The organism is Mariniphaga sediminis (assembly GCF_003573545.1).
Classification (GTDB): Bacteria; Bacteroidota; Bacteroidia; order Bacteroidales; family Prolixibacteraceae; genus Mariniphaga; species Mariniphaga sediminis.
This window is the reverse complement of sequence record NZ_QWET01000025.1, coordinates 50285-68679: the sequence shown is the minus strand read 5'-3', so window position 1 is coordinate 68679 and position 18395 is coordinate 50285. Positions and strand designations below refer to the sequence as shown.

The window sequence follows — 18395 nt, the reverse complement described above, 5'->3', positions numbered from 1 at the left end:
GGATTATAAAAAGCCAGAGAAAGTGTTCTGCTCGGCCGCTTAGATTTCGTTTCCCGCCCAATTGGGCGGGAAACGAAATCTAACTTATCTTTGAAGTAATGTTGTCTAAACAAGGGGAGTATTTAAACCAAACCAAATGTTTTCCACTAACTTTTAGTTGTAACACTACCCCAATTGTGAGGTCTGTATTAAATTTCAGATTTAAACTTTTGCAATGAATAGAAATGGATGGAAGTTGTAAATCATTATAATTATCAGGCGTTTTATTTGTTTTTTAAGTCAAATGATATGCTATTTTAACACTTTGTCAATACGGTAAAAATCTCTATTTTTCGAGGCTGTTAGGGAAAAAGGGTTCGTGGATACAAATTCGAAGACAGGTGGGTATAGACCGGAATATTATTGATGATATTAAAAAAGGGAAAAAGGAATCGTTTAAAATATTCTTTAACGATTTTTATCCAGTCCTTTGCCTGTTTGCCGAAAAATTCCTGAGAAATGAGGAACAAAGCAAAGACGTTGCCCAGGAAGCGCTTATAAAGTTTTGGGAGAAAAGGGAAGAATTCAGTGAATTAAAATCAGCCAGAAAGTTTTTATATATCGTTGTAAAAAACGATTGCCTCAATATTTTAAAAAAGCCTAAAGCAAGCGGGGATTTATCGGAAATAGAGGAGGTTGCTTCCGAATCCTTTTTGAAACAACATATCATTAAACAGGAAACATTTTTTCTGGTACGGAAGGCTGTTGAAAGTTTACCGGAACGAATGAGGCAGGTGGTTGAGCATTCCATGCTCGGCCTGAAAAATGCTGAAATAGCCGAACAGATGGGAATCTCGCCGCTTACGGTGCATACGGCTAAAAAAAATGCCTACCGCAAATTACGCGAGACACTGAAAAATGTAAAAGTTTTGTTGGCTGCATTTTTTTAGATGAAACAGATAGCCTTACATTTCCGGAGATAATTCGCATCACACTTTTTCTTTTTCAAAAATAAAACCGGGCCTTACTCTCCATATCAGGCAAGACCCGGTTTTAGTACTTAAAAACAATTTCTATATACCATTAATATCCAAAGATATCTTCCCGTGTGATTTCCTTTAATTCCCCAAATGGCTTCAACGATTCAAAATCGATATTTTCCTTTTTACTCCGGATAAAATACTGCTTATTCGAGTTTCGAATATATTTTGAGAAAAAGTCCATAAACTTTTCCGGGGTCATTTCCTGCAGCATCTTATATTGGGTTTCACGCACGTCATAGTCAATTCCTTTATCTAAAAATCCCATGTACCTTCCAAACCAGTACTTTTGCGGCACCCGGTTCGATTCCAGTGATTTGATGGCTGCTTTCCGGGCAATTTCAAATTTTTCGGGATCAAATTTCAGCGTATCCATAAGGCCTTCGAGGGCATGCATTGCCTCCGATAATTTATTGGCCTGTGTTCCGACATACCCCACTACAACGTTGTCTTCGTCGTTGGTGACTTCCATTTGGTAATAGCTGCCGGAGGAATAAGCCAGCGCCCTTGATTCCCTTATTTCCTGGAAAATAATACTTCCAAGTCCCACTCCATAGTAGTTGTCATACATTTCTTTGTATGCCAGCAATTCGGGCGAATAGGGAACGTCATTTTTTGCCACCATCCGAACCTGCGCCTGAACCATATCATAATCCATAAAATAAACGCCGGGGCTATTCAGCGGAAGGTAATTGTATTCCTTTTTAGCCGGAATCTCAGCGAATGTTTTCGGCAGATCATGTGATTTCTTAACGATTCGAATCACTTCCTTTTCAGACCGGTTTCCCGCATAGTAGATAGTATGCTTATAATTGAACAGATGCGCAATCTTTTCGAGCATAGCAGCCGGATCCTGGCTTTCCAACGTACTGACCGAAGGATCATTGGCAAAACTATTGTTCCCGCCATACAGCATGTATTGCTGGGCATGCGCTGAAATAGCCCGTACATTGTCTTTCTGTAATTCCCGGGAAACTTTCTCCTTCTCAATCTGCTTCCTGTAAATTTCCGGATCGTTTTGAACATCGGCAAATATATGCTCCGTTAGCTCCACCGCTTCTTTAAAATATTCATCCAAACCACGCACATTTATGTAGGACTTATCGTCCGATGCCGAAATACTGAATGAAATTCCGTACCTGAAAAGTTCTTTTTTCAAACTATCGGGAGTAAACTTTGAAGTTCCAAGTTCCCTGAAATACCGCATTGCAAAAGGTAACAGGCCATCGTGATCCTTTCCTGCCGGGATAATATAACGAAACGAGAAGAGCCCGGTGGTGTCTTTCAGAAAATAAAAATCCATTCCGTTTTTCAGTTTTGTTCCCGGAAATGTACTTTTATAATCAACAAATTGCGGCGTAAGACCTTCCGGTTCCTGCTGTACAAACTGCTTTGTAAAATCAGATTCATTTTCGTTGTTCAGGGTAAGCGGTGTAATATCCGGTTTCTCTACCTGCCTCAATTGTTTCTCCCCTTTCCGTTTATAAATCAACGTATAATTATCTGCGTAACGCTCCCGGGCAAAGCTGACTACATCATCCTTCGTAACCTTGTCAAGTTCAGACAAAAATGCAACATGCTTTTCATAAGGAACACCATACATCACAGAGTATAAAATATAAGAAGCCTTTGTGATACTACTTTCGAGCCCCTGAATATGGGTCAGCTTCATGTTGTTTACAATGGCCTCCAGCAGCCACTCTTCAAATTCTCCCCTTTTAATTTTTTCAATTTCTTCCCGAACAAAAGTCTGCACCTCTTCCAGCGATTGCTCCTTCTTCGGAATACCACTGAAATAATGGATGCCGTAATCTTTCAAAAACAAAAGACTGCTGCTCGTTGCATGAACCTTTGCAGCCTGGTTCAGATTGATATCCAGCAAACCTGCTTTACCGCTGTTCGACAACAATCCGTCCATAATCATGGAATACTTGTAATCATCTGTATTTTTGCCATTCAACCGGTATGCCAGAATAACCTTTTCTTCTTCTTTTGAAAACAACTCACTCACCCTCGGCTCAGTAATTGGATCTTCTTTGGGAAAAGTAACTTCCGGAAGTTCTTTTTCCCCGTACTTTCCAAAGTACTTTTCCAAAACGGGGATTGCCTGTTCAGGGACCACTTCGCCAGAAAGGATAATGACCATATTATTGGGCACATAATAGGTATTGAAAAAGCGGTGAATGTTAACCATCGACGGGTTTTTCAAATGCTCCGGAAAACCAATGACAGGTCGTTTGTACGGATGCTTTTTAAACAGATTATCGAGCAAGGCATAAAAAAGTTGCCTGCCGTCGTTATCCTGCGCCCGGTTGTACTCCTCGTACACTGTCTCCAGTTCGGTATGAAAAAGACGCAAAACCACATTGTTCATCCGCTCACTTTCCAGTTCTGCCCATCGTTCCAGTTCATTCGACGGAATATTTTCGCGGTAATAGGTAAAATCGTACGTAGTTGCGGCATTCACCCCGGTTGCCCCCATGGCAGCAGCCAGTTTACTGAATTCATTCGGAGCCACATACCCGGCCGCAATGGTTGACAAACTGTCGATTTTTGCGTAGATAAGCTTCTTTTCCTCTTCATTGTCAGTAAACCGGTGTTGTTCATACAATTTTGAAATTTGATCGAGCAAAGGCTTTTCGGCATTCCAATTGACTGTTCCAATGCGGGAAGTGCCTTTAAAAAGCATGTGTTCGAGGTAATGTGCCAAACCGGTGCTTTCCAATGGTTCAACAGCTGAACCTGCCTTTACGGCAACCATCGCCTGAATCCTGGATTCATCGTTACTCGGACTGATATACACTTCCATTCCATTTTCAAGCGTGTAAATTCGGGTATCCATCGGATCGTCTGTCACGTACCGGTAAGTATTCCCGATAGCGTCCTGTGATTCTTTTACAACAAAATCAGACTGTCCGAACAGAGATATGTTTATAAAAAATGTGATTACGATGGAGAGCCCCACCTTTTTCATCCAACTTATATTTTTCATTTTCTGTAATTTAATTTTAAAAGCGCATGGCTAAATAACAACAAAAAAATCACCCTGAACTTTTTCAGGTTTCAGGTATTCGATTAACAAATTCTGATGCTGAAATAAATTCAGGGTGATCGATTTATGAATTATACTGATGCACTATTTCCACATCAATAGGTATTCTGTTCCAGTTCCTCTCCCGATGAAATGATTTCATTTTCTGTAAGAGGAAATGCGTAGCGACGGCTGCCGGCATCCAACGTGTAAGTTTTCAGTGGTGCATCCAGTTCAGGCAAATTGCCGTTTAAAGAATAAAATGTACGTGAAATATTAACGTTGTCCAACAGCGGGTCCCTGTTAATCCGGTGCAGGTCATACCAGCGGAGGGTGAAAGGAAATTCACGGTTGCGCTCATCAATAACCAGTTGTGTCAGTTCTTTTTCCCCGGCCGGGTATTCCAGCGGTTCATAATCGGCGGCTTTATACCTTGCCTGACGTAATGCCTCCACGTTAGCGCTGGTTTGAGCCGCATTCCCCTGCCGTGCGTAACATTCGGCACGAATCAGGTACATTTCGCCAGTTGTCGGACCGGAAGGGATGTAATTTCCCGACCCCAGATACGCATATCCTACATAAGGACTGAGACTGGTCCCGACCCGAACATTCTCTACAAATAATGCATCGTAGCGAATATCTGTAGTGTCGTAAATATTTATCAGCTTTTCACTGGGATAAGCATGCTGATAATAAGTCCGCTGGCCTAAAAATCTGTTGTAGTATAATTCGGGCCACCTGAACATATCGGCCGAAGTCATTATTTTTGAGTAAGGATAAAGAGAGCCTAGTCCAAGCCAGTTATACAATTCACCGTTCTGATACATCACCTCTTCAAAAGAAACCAGCTGGCTATGCGCATCCAAAGCATTACTTGCATGGGTTAAAGCCATATCGTATTCCCCAATATAAAGGTAAAAACGAGCGGCAAAAGCCTCTACTGCAGGCAAACTGTATCTCCAGGGTAAATCTCTCCATTCTTTGGCACCCGTTTTAAGTGCCATTTTTATATCAGCTTCAATAAAATCATAGGTTTCCTGGAGCGTTGCTCTTTCAAGCGACTGCTCCACGCTAATAGTGGTCCTTAACGGAAGCCCGGCCTCACCCGCATTTTCCTCTGAATAAGGAAGGCAGTACACCGTTACCAGATTAAAGTAGCTGTAAGCCCTTACAAAATGGGCTTCGTAACGCAATTCTTCTTTTTCCGCCTCCGGGCCTTCCACCTCATTCAGGAAATCGAGTACCAGGTTGGCTTTGCCAATTTTGCCAAATTCTTTCACCCAGTCTGTGTGTTCATTGGCATTTTTGAGTACATATTCATCCCATAAAAACCACCCCAGCGAATTGCTGTTCGTAAATATTTTGGGCTGAAATTTATAATGGAATGTATCTACTGCGGCGTTATCGGTTGCACACATTGCAGCATAGTTATACTCAAAAGAGTAATCAATTACATTATTTAATAGGAGATCCAGATCTTCCGTCGTTTTAATCGGTTGGTTACTTTGTTTCGACGGGTATTCTTCCAGAAAATCATCACAGGAAGTAAACGCAACAATGGCAATCAGGACTATTATTATATTCTTCATTTTTCTCATTTTTTTAGAATGTGACATTTAAGCCGAGCAAATAAGAAACCGGCATTTTAAACCGTGGAAAATCCGGGTCGTAATAAGTATCTGTGGCCTTCCACAGTATTCCCAAATTATTCACCTGGCTGTAAAGTCTGACATTGGAAATATTCCAGTTTTGAACAAACCCACGTGGAAGCGTGTAAGACAAGGTTACTTCTTTTAACCGGATATTGGAGGCATCTTCAACCAACGTGTTAAAATTCCGAACAATGCTGTATGCAGCAATATCGGGAACGCTTGCAGGCGGCAGGCCCGGAAATTTGTCCGGTGATCCGCTAACTACTTCTTCCATTGGTTTTCCAAGCACTGAACCAAAAGCACTGTTTAACAGAGGGTAGCGGGGAGCATCTATCCGGAATACATGTCCGAATCGCCCGGTAGCGATGGCTTTGAGTGAAAAGCCTTTGTATTCAAAATTACTTGTAAAACCAAGTTCCGTAGTCGGTATCAATGAACCTTCATACTGCATAAAATTGCGGGCATCTGAAACCGTGGGAATATTGAATATCTCTGTTTTCTGCCCGTTCTCAAAACGAACCATCGGAATTCCGTTTTCTTCTCCTTCGTATATGTAGGAATAGACAGGAGAAATAGGTCTTCCTTCTACAAACACATCTTCCATTACAATACGCGCAGGATAGTAACTGAATATATCCAGTTTTGTTACTTCATTTTTGTTGTGCGATACAACAAGTCTTCCGTTCCAACTCAAATCGTGTGTGATATGCTGCAAAGTGGCTATCTCTACTTCAATACCCCGGTTCATCAATTCAGCAGCATTTACAGCATTTGAATAGCCCAGGCCGTAAGCTCCGGCAATATCTACTTTAGCCAGCACATCCTCGCTACGTTTTGAGTAGAGGTCAACTTTCCCGCTCAGTTTATTATTAAAGAAAGCATAATCGATTCCCAGGTTAAGCGTTTTCGTTTCTTCCCAACGCAGAAGCGGGTTCCCAAAATCTTTTACACTGGCATAATACTCCTGGTTATAATAACTGGTGCTCGAACTGTAAGAAATGAGAGGAATCACAGAAGTGCTGGTAACAACATTTCCCAAAACCCCGTAAGATCCCCGCAATTGCAAACGGTCGATCCAGGCAGCATTTGCCATAAATCTTTCCTGATTAACAGACCAACGTCCGCCAACTGACCAAAATGGCGCATACCGGTATTTAGGATCCTTTACAATCATATTCGATGCATCGGTACGTACACTTCCGGTAAGCGTATATTTCCGGTTATACGTGTATGCAAAATTTCCAAAAAGTGAAAAGAACCGGTTGTCAGTATAAGCAGAAGACCAGTCTCTTACAGGGTCTAATCTGATTTTGCTTGGTGTGTAAAACTGGGAGGCGCCATAGTCATCATAAAAAGGCTGATTCGGGTACAACAACTTTTCATCGTCATAGCCCCAAATACGAATTTGCTGGTTAAAATTGGAAACATAGGAACTCACTTCACTTCCCACCAACGCCATAATATGATGCCGGTTACCCAAATCTTTATCCAGCTGAAGCTGGTTGCGAAGCACATAACTTTCGTGATGGGTGGAAGAGCGGTCTAATGCACTCCCCTCGGGGAAAGCATACCCAACACCACTATAACTGGTTACTTTCCCGGTTTCATGGTCGTAACCATTGTAACGGTTTACCTGGTTCCGTACAAGATAACTCTCTTCTGAGTACAAATCTTTACTGCTGTTTTCTACTCGCTCGTACTGGATTTTTCCATTCCAGGTAAGACCTTTTAAAATCTTCACATTCAAACCAGCCTGCAAACGAACCGTATTTCTCTGGGACTGCCTGTCGCTGCTGCGCAGTTCCTGCAGAAGGTTGTAATTCCAGTCGGAATAGGGAAAGTCGCCCTTCTCCGAAACTTCATTCAATATGGGCAGGTAATAATCCTTTGCCATAGGAACATAGTCCCCGTTTTCATCTACCAGTCTTTGGTAAGGCGGTAAACCGCGAATATCCCTCAGGCTTGCTCCTTCGTTGGTATTGTTCTGAAGCCCGATGGTAGCCCCAACATCCAACCGCAGCCAGTCGTTCATTTTAAAATTGTCTTTGAACGAGATCAGGGCTTTCTGAGATTCATCTCCTACAAAATGGGAGTTTGTTTTATCATACAGCACAGAGAAAGAATAATTGTTTCGCTCTGTTGCTCCCGTAATGGAAACATCGTATTGCTGGTAAATATTCTTTTTCAGAAAATATTCGTATACATCGTCCTGATAATTATATTGTTTTAACTGTGCAATTTGACTGTTATATTCTGATTCGCTGAGATTACCCAGGTTAAATTCATTGTATAAAGTCAGACTCGGGGTCTGTGAAAAAATAATCTCTCCAAGCGCCGACGGGGTTAAATTCCCGGTCAGTTTGTTATCATACACATACTTTTCCCAGGCTAGATGCGTTTCTGTGTCGGCAATCGGATTCACATAACCAAGATCTAGTTTGGAACCTACGCGCACAAAAGCATTGGCGTCTACCTCAAAAAAATCGGACCCCTTACCGCTTTTGGTTGTCACAACAATTACCCCGTTGGCGGCCCGGGCCCCCCAAATGGAAGCCGCCGCCGCGTCTTTCAAAATGGTAACAGACTCCACAATATTCGGATTGATGGTAGAAAAGTCAGCATCTTCTACCGGGAACCCATCCACTACAAGCAACGGATTGGCAATAGATTCTGTGAGTGTGCCCTGCCCCCTGATGCGGTTATCATACGAAATAGAACCATCAGGATTGTTTTTAATCACCCGCTGAAAACCTGGCACCATCCCCTCCAGCGAGGATGCGATGTCTGCATTGGGACGATCTTTAAATAATTTTCCGTCAATAACTTCAAACGAACCAGACAAACGCTCTTTAGGCAGTTGCTGGTAACCGGTACTTATTACCAACACTTCATCGATGCTGGTAACAGCTTCCTGCATGGTTACATCCACGGTGCTCCTTCCATCCACCGCCACTTCCTGTGTCGCAAAACCAAGGAAAGAAACAACCAGTACGGTGCTTCCATCACGAACTTCGAGACGGTATGTTCCCTCTTCATTTGTTGTGGCTCCCCGGTAAGTCCCTTTAATCAATACGGTAGCTCCCGGTAACGGGACACCATTGTTATCGGTAATTTTTCCGGACACCACAAACGAAGGTTGTACGGAGGGTACCGGACTCTCTTCTTTCTTTCTGAGTACAATGACACCATCGATGATCTCTAATTCCACGTTGGTCCCCTTGATACACGATTTAATTACCTCAATGGCTTCCGAATTGGTTGCGTGAATATTGATGTCTCTCACATCACGAATGTCTTTCTTCCCGTAAACAAAAACAATGTCGGTCTGCTCCTGGATTTCCCAAATCAAATCCTCCAGAGAAATTTTTTCAAATTCAAGGTTTACCAACCTTCCCTGGGGAAAAACATTCGTTGCATGAATCTGCAATATTCCCAGCAGTAATATAAATACTGTCAATTTCATTGTTCGCCAAGATTTTCTCAACTTTTTCCCATAAAGGAAAAACAATTGTTCAAAATTTTTTTTCATACATTTGTTGTATTAAGTTAGACATGAACGTTTCTAATTTAATTCTCGGATGCGGTAGATGGCTCGCAATTATCTCCCGCATCTTTTTTTTACTACGTCTCTCGTTTCTCATCTGGTATATTAATAATTATCTTGTTCTCACTTTGAATGATGTTAACCAGTCTGGTATTATTGAATATTTTAAAAATGGGATTAACCTCTTTATACCGATCAAGCGTTGCACCAAAGCGCATATCCTTTGTATCTTCGTTAAGGTACTCCACATCAAACTGGTACCAGCGTTTCAGGTTTCTCACAATATCTTCCAGCCGTTCGTTGCGGAAAATAAATCGCCCGTCTTTCCAGGCTGTGTAGTAGGCAATATTTACCTGTTCAACCTTAATCTCTCCGCCGGTGCCGGAAACGGATGCCTGCTCTCCGGGGCTCAGCGTAATGGTTTGATTCCCGTTATCCTGACGAGAAATATCCACTTTTCCTTCAACCAGTGTAATTTTTTCAGAAAGCTCATCATCATAAGCCCTTACATTAAAAGAAGTCCCCAAAACCTGTGTAACGGAGGCGGGTGTTTTTACAATAAAAGGGTGCTCTGCATCGCGGGCTACCTCAAAATAGGCTTCCCCGGTTATCTCCACTACCCTTTCATCCCTGACAAAAACGACTGGAAACCGTATTTCACTCTCAGCATTTAAAATAACCTTCGTTCCATCGGAAAGATTTAGCGAAAATTCTTCCCCTGTGGAGGTTATTATGGTGTTAAATATTTCACGGGGTGGTTTGGCTGCATTTTTGGCATAATCAATTGTCTGGGTAGTTTTATCGATAACCGTTCCGTTTTCCTCCTCAATGGAAAACGCCGAATCAGCAGTCAGCGGGATAACCCGCCCATCGTCCAGAATAAGCCTGGCCTCCTTTACGCCGGGTTTGAGCGGCGTTTGCTGAGGTTGGACTAATTCCGTTGCCGTGTCATTTCTGAATGTAATTTCTTTTACAAAAAGAAATACGGAAAAAAGAATGGCAGCTGCCGCGGCATATTTGCCAACAATCATAAAAACCGATCTTCTTCCAAGAGGAGATTTAATTTGCTTTTCAATCTTTTCCCATCCCTCTTCCGGAAGGTATTTTTTTATGCCGGCTGATTGCTCTGCATACCATGTACCGTCTTTAATCTGATGGTAGATTTCCCTGTTTTCTTCCGATTCAAGAATCCAGTTTTCCAAAAATGATTTATCCTCTGCATTAAGAGAACCATTTAAGTCATCTGCAATCAGCTTTGCAATTTTTAAATACCGGTCGTTCTTTTCCATTTTTGGTGTTTCATAGTCTTTAAAAACTTCTTCGCCTTTAAATAAGAACAACCAAACAGGAAAAGATGGGTATTCAGTCTATGAAAAATTTATCATTGCTTTAATTGCGCCGTCCTTATACCCTTCAACAATATCAAAAGCCACAGGCGTTTCCTCCAGTGAAAAATGATGGGTTACCATCTTTTCCACATCGGCTTTTCCGCTTACAACCAAATCGATGGCTTCTTCTACACAATGGTTTTGCCGGCGGACATTTATAATTGTCAACTCTTTTCGTCGCATCAAATCCATATCGAAAGTGTATTGGGCCGAAGGAGGAATACCCACCAGCAACAACTTACCGCCGGGTTTGAGAATCTTCACCGCATTGGTCACGGCCTCCTGCTCGCCGCTGGCTTCAAACACCACGTCTACAAGTAGTTCTTCCTGCTTTTTAACACTGGCTTCCACGTCTTCTTTTTCAGGATTGATAAGGTATTTTGCCCCTATTTCCTTTGCTTTTTTAAGGCGATATTCCAATGGTTCAATCACCCCCACGTTTGTTATTCCATCGGCCAGTAACTTCAGCAACACGCTCAGACCAATCGGACCTGCGCCAAAAATAGCAGCCGATGCATCCGGTTGTTTTAATTCCGCCAGATTTACCGTGTATACGCCAATTGTAAACGGCTCAATTAAGGCAGCCTGCACCGGGTTCAGCTTTCCGCTTACCGGAAAGCAGGTAAATGACGGCATCACAATATATTCGGAAAGACAGCCCTCCAATTGCCCGGGGCACCCCAAAAAACGATTGTTCCGACACGTGTGAGGCCTCCCCGACAGGCACTGATCACAATGGCCGCAATGCACGGCAGGGTCGACTACCACTAAATCACCAGGCTTAACATGGGTAACCCCGGCTCCTGCTTCTTCCACTATCCCCGAACATTCATGCCCTACGGCAAACGGGTATTCAACTACCTGACTACCAATTTTTCCTTCGGAATAATAATGAATATCGGAGCCGCATACACCGATGGAAACCAGCTTTATTTTCACCTCATCTTCCTGTAAAAGAACTGGTTCGGGTGTGGTTGTCATTTGCATCTCCCTTATCCCTGTTAAAACCACCTTCTTCATTTTCAAATCTTTTATTTATTTCCTGCAAGGTATATTTTTATTCTAAAAATTGAATCCTGCCAAATCCTGTAATTTTTTATTCATTTTTAAAAATTCTTCTTTAAATGAATATTAATGAAAACTCTTTGGGGAACCGGAACGAAAAAATATTCAGAAACCAAAAAATTTTTTCTGTCGGTCATTTTTTTGTGTTTCTTAATAATCAATTAATTACAAATTTCGCCAGAACATTATTTAACACTTATTAATAATTTTTTAATTTTATTTGACATTTAAACCAATTTTGTGCTATATTAGCAGAGTTTTAATTCAATGTAAATTAAACGTTATTTGAAACACTACCTTTTCTCTGTTAAACCAATATTATTTCCAGGTCTAACTAAACTAAGCTATGAACAATCGGGTTATCGTCACCAAGGGTAACCCGTTTTTTTATGCCCTTTCTCTAACGTTATATTTAAACCGAAAATAGAAGAAAATGCCTGCTACCCCAAGGCCTGTAAGATATCCAAACCATATTCCCTGAGGCCCGAAATCGAGTAAAAAGGTGAGGGCGTAACATGTAGGAATTCCGATCAACATGTAAGCGCCGAAAGCTATCAACATAGGAATTTTCACATCGGCCATTCCTCTCAGACTGCTCAGCATTACTACCTGCAATCCATCAAAAACCTGAAAAATGGCAGCGACAATTAATAATTGGGCTGTGATTGAAACAACATGCGGATCGGTAGTAAACATCAGCGGCAAAATGTTCCTTCCTATCACAAAAATCAGCCCCATCACAAACATGAATACAACCACCAGGTGCATGGAGGCAAAAGCTGCCATCCGTAACGAATGGAAATCGTTTCTTCCCATTTGGTGGCTCACCCTGATTGTGGCCGCCTGCGAAATACCGACGGAAATCATATAAGGGAAACTGGCCAGTCCGAGGGCAACCTGATGTGCTGCCAGCGGAGATTCTCCCAGCCATCCCATCATTACCGCACCAATACTGAAAGTAAGTACTTCTACAATAAGCTGAAACCCAATTGGAATTCCAATTTTCAGGACAGACAAAATCCGTTCTTTACTGTAGGCCTGCAAACGGGCCAGCGTAAAATACCGCCGGAATTGCGGAATCCATACTATATATATAATGTAAAGCAGCGGCATAAAAATGCGTGAAACCAGGGTCCCAATTCCGGCTCCTATCAATCCCAGTTCAGGGAAGCCAAACTTTCCGAAAATCAGCACGTAATTTACCGCCACATTAATGGCATTGGAAATCAGCGTAATCTGCATGGCAATTTTCGTATTACCAATTCCCTCAAAAAACTGTTTCAGCGAAAAGAATAACATAAAAGGAATGATGGAGGCACTAAGTAAAAGATAGTACGGTCCTGCAAGTTCCATTACATCGGCAGGTTGCCCCATAAACGGCAACAGGAAATATCCCCCAAACATAATCAGTGCAAGTGCGAAAGTGACTATCAACAATGTAAAAGTCCCGTTTTTCAGCCATTGTACCACATTATCCGTTTCTCTATTTCCAAAAGCTTTGCCTACCAGCGGGGTTATTCCGTAGGTGATACCCATCCCGAAAAACATCCCGATTGTAAAAATACTATTGGCAAAAGCCGAGGCAGCCAGCTCTGTGGTACCCACATGCCCTACCATCATATTATCGACCAGGGATACAGTCACCTGCCCGATTTGCGAAAGAACAACCGGAAAAGCCAGTCGGAGATTTCGCCTGTAAAAAGGTATATAGTGTGTAAAATTCACGGGGGACAAAAATACATCTTTGTCCTAAATGGAGAACCAGAAACTCACTTTAATCATGAATGCGTTGTCAGCCTTAACTTTGTTTAGTCCTTTTAAACTATTAATAATCGACGGTTCGTAATAACTTTGAAAACGCGAGCGGGTATTGGTCCACACAAAATAGATAGTAGAGCCGGTTTTGTACTCCCACCGGGCAACAAAGTTGGAACGAAATTCCTGAAAATTGAAATCGGGGCTGCTCTCAGACAAATCCAGCAACAAATTTCTGTTTTCATCCAGCAGCCAGGGGTCACCGTTCACCGTTTCAATCGGCAGCGGGGTAAACCGCCGGGTAATATCTGTTGATTTTGAAGCGGCTACTTTCCGGAACTGGTAATACCTGCCCACTGTTGCGTAAGGATTTCCGTAATACTGAAAGGAAAGTTCCGGGGTAACAAAAAATTCGGCCCGGAGCGTAGAAGAAATCGTGTGGCGATCAATTCGGCCCACAACGTATTTCCTGTCGTCTTCCGTTGTGGCTCGCATAACAAACTGGTTATTGTCGGTTTGATCTGTATAAGTCGTCCTCGACGATAATTTTAAACGGTTGCTGATTAACCACTCCACATGAAAAACATGCTGCCCCCACCAGGATATCTTGTCATCATTCCACATAAAATGAGACCCTCCTCCCAAAAACAACTTTTTACTGCTGTTTGTCTGAACAAAAAACCGGCCCAGGGTGCTGCCATCGATTCGCAACGAAGGCCCGCCCCGCAACTGGCGGGTATCCATTTCATAAAAAATCCTGTTACCGATCAAGTCCAGTTTCCAAAGGTTTTTAAATTCTAACCGGATGCGCCCTGACAATTCGGCTCCCAGTTTTTCTCCCCCGTAACTCCAGTGTTGTTTCTGCTCCAGTTGGAGGTAGTAGCTGTTAAGAATTCCTTTGGGTTTATTTATCCAGTAGAGCATACTCAGCTCTTGATCAATATAGTCAGCCTGCCGAAGGTACCCCAGGTCGTTTAACTCCAGTCCGGGAGATCGCCAGTCGAGGGTTCCTATCAACCTGAATTTACCGCTGCGTTTACCTCCCCTTAGATTGCCGCCCCATCCTTGTAATGTAGTCAGCGTTTCATCAAAATGAAGGTGCGGGGCATCTGTCCGCTGAAAATAGTGCCTCGAATTAAGCTGCAAATCAGAAATGGCTTCTTCATCTCCCTCCACCCTGGAGAAAAAACCATTGAAATCGATGAAATATTTCCGGTTCAGCCAGTTGTGGTTGAAATCGATTCCCCCTACCAGCGAACTACCTGGCAAATATTTGAGGTGGTCTTCCTTTATATTTCGGATGGTAGAGGTTACCATTCCGCCCAGCACAGTATTCCCCTCATTAAAATCCTGCTTGACCCTTCCGACAAAATAATTGGTGAACGGTTCCACTGTTTCTTTTCGCTCCCGGCTTTCAGATGAAATAACGGCATGTTCACGCGAAGTCATGCTGTTAATTATTCCCAGCGACAGTCCCGATCGGTTTTTTCCGGTAAATTTCAGCGCATTCAGGATTGATGTCTGATCCGGCATCGACAGGTTTTCTCCTTCATCCACAGAAGGCAGATAACCTGGCGCAGTCCCGATTCGACGGGAGTAAAAAAGCAAATCGCTTCCCGCACCAAAATCCAGAATACTGTTTCCTTCCAGGAAAAACGGTCTTTTTTCTTCGTAAAAAACCTCATAAGAGGTAAGGTTCAGAACAGACGGATCGGCTTCTACCTGGCCAAAGTCGGGGTTGATAGTATAATCAAGGGTAAAGTCGGAGGAAATGCCAATCTTGCCGTCGAGGCCGAAGCCCGCAGCCGGTGGAGAATTACTATCGGCCTTAAACAACTTGCCCGGTTCCGGGATGTATTTCATTTTGGCATAGGGTAAAAGCTCGAAGTTACGCCTGGCAGTGATGTTTTTAATGCCGTGCAATTCGCCAAAAATATAAACCATGGCAGGCGCATCTACCGGAATAAGTTTCCACTGATCCTCTTCTTTTAGTCTGTCAATCCAGCGCCATACATGCATTCCCCATACGTGTTCCTCCTTATCGGCATAACGAAGTTGACTGAACGGGATCCGCATTTCGCCATACCATGCCGAATCACCCACTGATGCTTTTCCATCCCACACGGCATCCCAGTTATAATCCCAACCGTAATCCCCCAGGTGCATTAAATCCACTTTTTGTCCTGCTGCCGTAATATTAAATTCGAATGCTGTTTGTTTATCAAAATACGAATCCAGGGCAATCCCGGCTATATCCCCATTCCATTCATCCCGGCGTCCCAAAACATCCCTTATTTTTTCGGGTTCATTATCGTAACATACGAGGCCAATGTAAAGGTAAGTATCGTCGTATAAAATTTTTAAACTTGTTTGTTGCGAAGGCTTTCCGGCCTGATTGGGTTGTTGCTGAATAAAGCCTCCCTGCCAGTTTCCAACTTGTTTCCAGCACACATCATCGAGTTGTCCGTCTATCTTCGGTCTGAGTTCGGTGCGGGTTGCATGGTATATTTTTTTCAGGCTTGCATGGTAATTTACCAAAGAATCATCTGACAGGGTGTAATCAAAATTTTGGGCTGCAGTCCCCAGAATATTCAGAATAAAAAATAAGATTAGTATATGTTTGAGATTCATAAAAGGTTAGTTTTAAGAACTCAAAACTAATATGTTTTACTAAACAAAAAAATATTTTTTTTATTATTTTTTGTAACTTTTGAACTTAGGTGTCCATGATTCAAAAATTAACCTGCTTTTTTTTTACAGAAGCGGTCAATTTACAATTATTAACACATATTGATTTGCCGGAAGTTAGCTTAAAATTAATTTCATCTTTGCGAAAAAAGGAGAAAAAAGATCTTAAACAATTTGGGTAAAGTAAGGTTATAATAGGTGTTTTTTTAAAATGGAAAATTTCAGAAATGAATTATATCAAAAAAATTTTGGTAGCCAACCGAGGGGAAATAGCTATCCGTATCATGCGTACATGCAGGGAAATGGAAATAAAATCGGTGGCTGTATTTTCGGAAGCCGATCGCACCTCGTTGCATGTAAGGTATGCCGATGAAGCCTTTTATGTTGGCAAAGCGCCATCGAGCGAAAGTTACCTGAACGTTGAAAAGATAATTGAAGTAGCCAAACAAAGCGGCGCTGATGCCATCCACCCCGGGTATGGGTTTCTCTCTGAGAACGCACGGTTTGCAAGGCGATGCCAGGAAGAAGGCATTATTTTTATAGGCCCTTCACCGGAAGTAATTGACCAGATGGGCGACAAAATAAAAGCCCGAGAAACCATGCAAAAAGCCGGAATTCCGGTAGTTCCCGGAACCGAAGGCAGTGTAGATACAGAAGAAGAAGCTTTACGTGCCATCAGGCAAATCGGATTACCGGTTATGATTAAAGCCTCTGCAGGCGGCGGCGGAAAAGGTATGCGACTGGTACACAACGAAAAAGATATTGTTTCTTCTGTACGGGCAGCGCGTTCCGAAGCTAAATCGGCTTTTGGCGACGACTCGGTTTACATCGAAAAATATATTTCTTCCCCCCACCACATCGAGTTTCAGATACTCGGAGACCAACATGGCAATGCCATCCATCTTTTTGAGCGCGAGTGCTCGGTACAACGGCGACATCAGAAAATGATAGAAGAAACTCCGTCTCCGCTTATGACACCGGAACTGCGTGAAAAAATGGGGAGTGCGGCAGTGGAAGCGGCCAAAGCCGTTAAATATTCAGGCGCCGGGACTATTGAGTTTCTGGTAGACGACAACCTGAATTACTACTTCCTCGAAATGAATACCCGTCTGCAGGTTGAACACCCAATCACTGAAAGGGTAACCGGAATAGACCTGGTGAAACAGCAAATCAAGATTGCCGAAGGCCAGGAACTAAGTATTAAACAGGAAAAGCTCGCTTTGGGAGGGCACTCCATTGAATGCCGGATTTATGCCGAAGATCCCGACAACAATTTTATGCCAAGTCCGGGTAAAATCTATAAAATCTCTGAACCATTGGGACTTGGAGTCCGAACCGACGGCTACGTTTATGAAGGATATGAAATTCCTATTCATTACGATCCAATGATTTCGAAACTTATTGTTTGGGGAGGTACCCGGGACGAAGCCATCAGAAGGATGCGCAGGGCCCTTTACGAATACAAAATAACAGGAGTAAAAACATCTATTAAATACCTGGAACGGATAATGAATACTCCTGATTTTATCCAGGGAAAGTACGATACTCATTTTATAGAAAAAAACCAGGAATATCTTCTGAACAATGGAACTCCTGAGGATTCCGACGATATGGTAATTATTGCGGCTTACATCGATTATCTCGATAAAATTAACCGGATACAGACAGACAATCAGGGGTTCGCACCGGCACAAAGCCGCTGGAAAAAAATTTCCTACATTAACCATTTCTAAAAAAACAGTATGGCAGTTGAAATAAAAATTAACGATCGTTTAGCGTGGGTAAGACTGGTTAAACAAAACGGAAATCTTCTGGAAGTGGAGGTAGATGGTAAAATTTACCAGGTAGACTTACTCCACACTCAGGACGGTACCTTTTCGATTATTGAAAACGGGAGGTCTTACAATATTGAACTCGTCCCCCAAAAACAACCTAAAAAATATGTCGCCCATACACTTTATGACACATTCAATGTAGAGGTGGTTGATGCCGAAGCCCGTTATCTCATCAACAGGGGTTCGAACGGGGTTGGAAAAGATGAAAAAACCATCACTTCGCCCATGCCTGGAAAGGTCGTGAAAATTCTGGTCAGCCAAGGGGATATAATCAAAAAAGGAGATACGGCCATTATAATTTCAGCAATGAAAATGGAAAGTGAATACAAAGCTCCCATCGACGGTGTGGTAAAAAAAGTGAATACCAAAGAAGGTGAAACCGTTGAAGGAAATCAAATTCTCATAGAAATCGAATAAA

10 protein-coding genes are annotated in these 18395 nt (G+C 42.5%); 3 read left to right on the top strand and 7 right to left on the bottom strand.

Going from position 1 to position 18395, the window contains the following annotated elements; genetic code table 11:
* Window positions 1–380 precede the first annotated feature (380 nt).
* Entirely contained in the window at window positions 381–929 is a 549-nt protein-coding gene (locus tag D1164_RS21415) for an RNA polymerase sigma-70 factor (RefSeq protein ID WP_172594578.1), read from the top strand.
* Window positions 930–1062: 133 nt separating this feature from the next.
* Here D1164_RS21415 and D1164_RS21410 read toward each other — a convergent pair whose 3' ends face one another.
* From D1164_RS21410 to D1164_RS21380, 7 genes are all read right to left on the bottom strand, one after another.
* Window positions 1063–4011 (bottom strand): M16 family metallopeptidase, encoded by a 2949-nt coding sequence (locus D1164_RS21410; RefSeq protein WP_119351952.1) that lies wholly within the window; start codon window positions 4009–4011, stop codon window positions 1063–1065.
* A gap of 155 nt (window positions 4012–4166) precedes the next feature.
* Complete coding sequence (locus tag D1164_RS21405; protein WP_172594577.1) at window positions 4167–5639, bottom strand: RagB/SusD family nutrient uptake outer membrane protein; 1473 nt, start codon at window positions 5637–5639, stop codon at window positions 4167–4169.
* A 13-nt stretch (window positions 5640–5652) separates the two neighbouring features.
* Window positions 5653–9165 (bottom strand): SusC/RagA family TonB-linked outer membrane protein, encoded by a 3513-nt coding sequence (locus D1164_RS21400; protein ID WP_172594576.1) that lies wholly within the window; start codon window positions 9163–9165, stop codon window positions 5653–5655.
* 158 nt (window positions 9166–9323) lie between these two features.
* Window positions 9324–10535 carry a FecR family protein gene (locus D1164_RS21395; RefSeq protein ID WP_147372258.1) on the bottom strand — a complete coding sequence of 404 codons (1212 nt, stop codon included), beginning with the start codon at window positions 10533–10535 and terminating at the stop codon, window positions 9324–9326.
* 78 nt (window positions 10536–10613) lie between these two features.
* Window positions 10614–11654: a zinc-dependent alcohol dehydrogenase gene (locus tag D1164_RS21390; RefSeq protein ID WP_119351948.1), complete on the bottom strand. Its 1041-nt coding sequence runs from the start codon at window positions 11652–11654 to the stop codon at window positions 10614–10616.
* 432 nt (window positions 11655–12086) lie between these two features.
* Window positions 12087–13424, bottom strand: a complete 1338-nt coding sequence (locus tag D1164_RS21385; protein WP_172594575.1) for an MATE family efflux transporter — start codon at window positions 13422–13424, stop codon at window positions 12087–12089.
* A gap of 24 nt (window positions 13425–13448) precedes the next feature.
* On the bottom strand, window positions 13449–16085 hold the full coding sequence (locus tag D1164_RS21380; RefSeq protein ID WP_119351946.1) for a DUF5916 domain-containing protein: 2637 nt from the start codon (window positions 16083–16085) through the stop codon (window positions 13449–13451).
* Window positions 16086–16369: 284 nt separating this feature from the next.
* On the opposite strand from D1164_RS21380, the gene accC reads away from it, so the two are divergent.
* Both accC and D1164_RS21370 read left to right on the top strand, forming a co-directional pair.
* The gene (gene accC, locus D1164_RS21375; RefSeq protein ID WP_119351945.1) at window positions 16370–17875 is read left to right on the top strand and encodes an acetyl-CoA carboxylase biotin carboxylase subunit; all 1506 of its coding nucleotides are present in this window, start codon (window positions 16370–16372) and stop codon (window positions 17873–17875) included.
* A gap of 9 nt (window positions 17876–17884) precedes the next feature.
* Complete coding sequence (locus tag D1164_RS21370; protein ID WP_119351944.1) at window positions 17885–18394, top strand: biotin/lipoyl-containing protein; 510 nt, start codon at window positions 17885–17887, stop codon at window positions 18392–18394.
* Window position 18395 lies beyond the last annotated feature (1 nt).

Bases quoted from the DNA above. Each gene is read 5' to 3' on its own strand.
- D1164_RS21410 (WP_119351952.1), bottom strand. From the start codon at position 4,011: ATGAAAAATATAAGTTGGATGAAAAAGGTGGGGCTCTCCATCGTAATC.
- D1164_RS21405 (WP_172594577.1), bottom strand. From the start codon at position 5,639: ATGAAGAATATAATAATAGTCCTGATTGCCATTGTTGCGTTTACTTCC.
- D1164_RS21400 (WP_172594576.1), bottom strand. From the start codon at position 9,165: ATGAAATTGACAGTATTTATATTACTGCTGGGAATATTGCAGATTCAT.
- D1164_RS21395 (WP_147372258.1), bottom strand. From the start codon at position 10,535: ATGGAAAAGAACGACCGGTATTTAAAAATTGCAAAGCTGATTGCAGAT.
- D1164_RS21390 (WP_119351948.1), bottom strand. From the start codon at position 11,654: ATGAAGAAGGTGGTTTTAACAGGGATAAGGGAGATGCAAATGACAACC.
- D1164_RS21380 (WP_119351946.1), bottom strand. From the start codon at position 16,085: ATGAATCTCAAACATATACTAATCTTATTTTTTATTCTGAATATTCTG.
- accC (WP_119351945.1), top strand. From the start codon at position 16,370: ATGAATTATATCAAAAAAATTTTGGTAGCCAACCGAGGGGAAATAGCT.
- D1164_RS21370 (WP_119351944.1), top strand. From the start codon at position 17,885: ATGGCAGTTGAAATAAAAATTAACGATCGTTTAGCGTGGGTAAGACTG.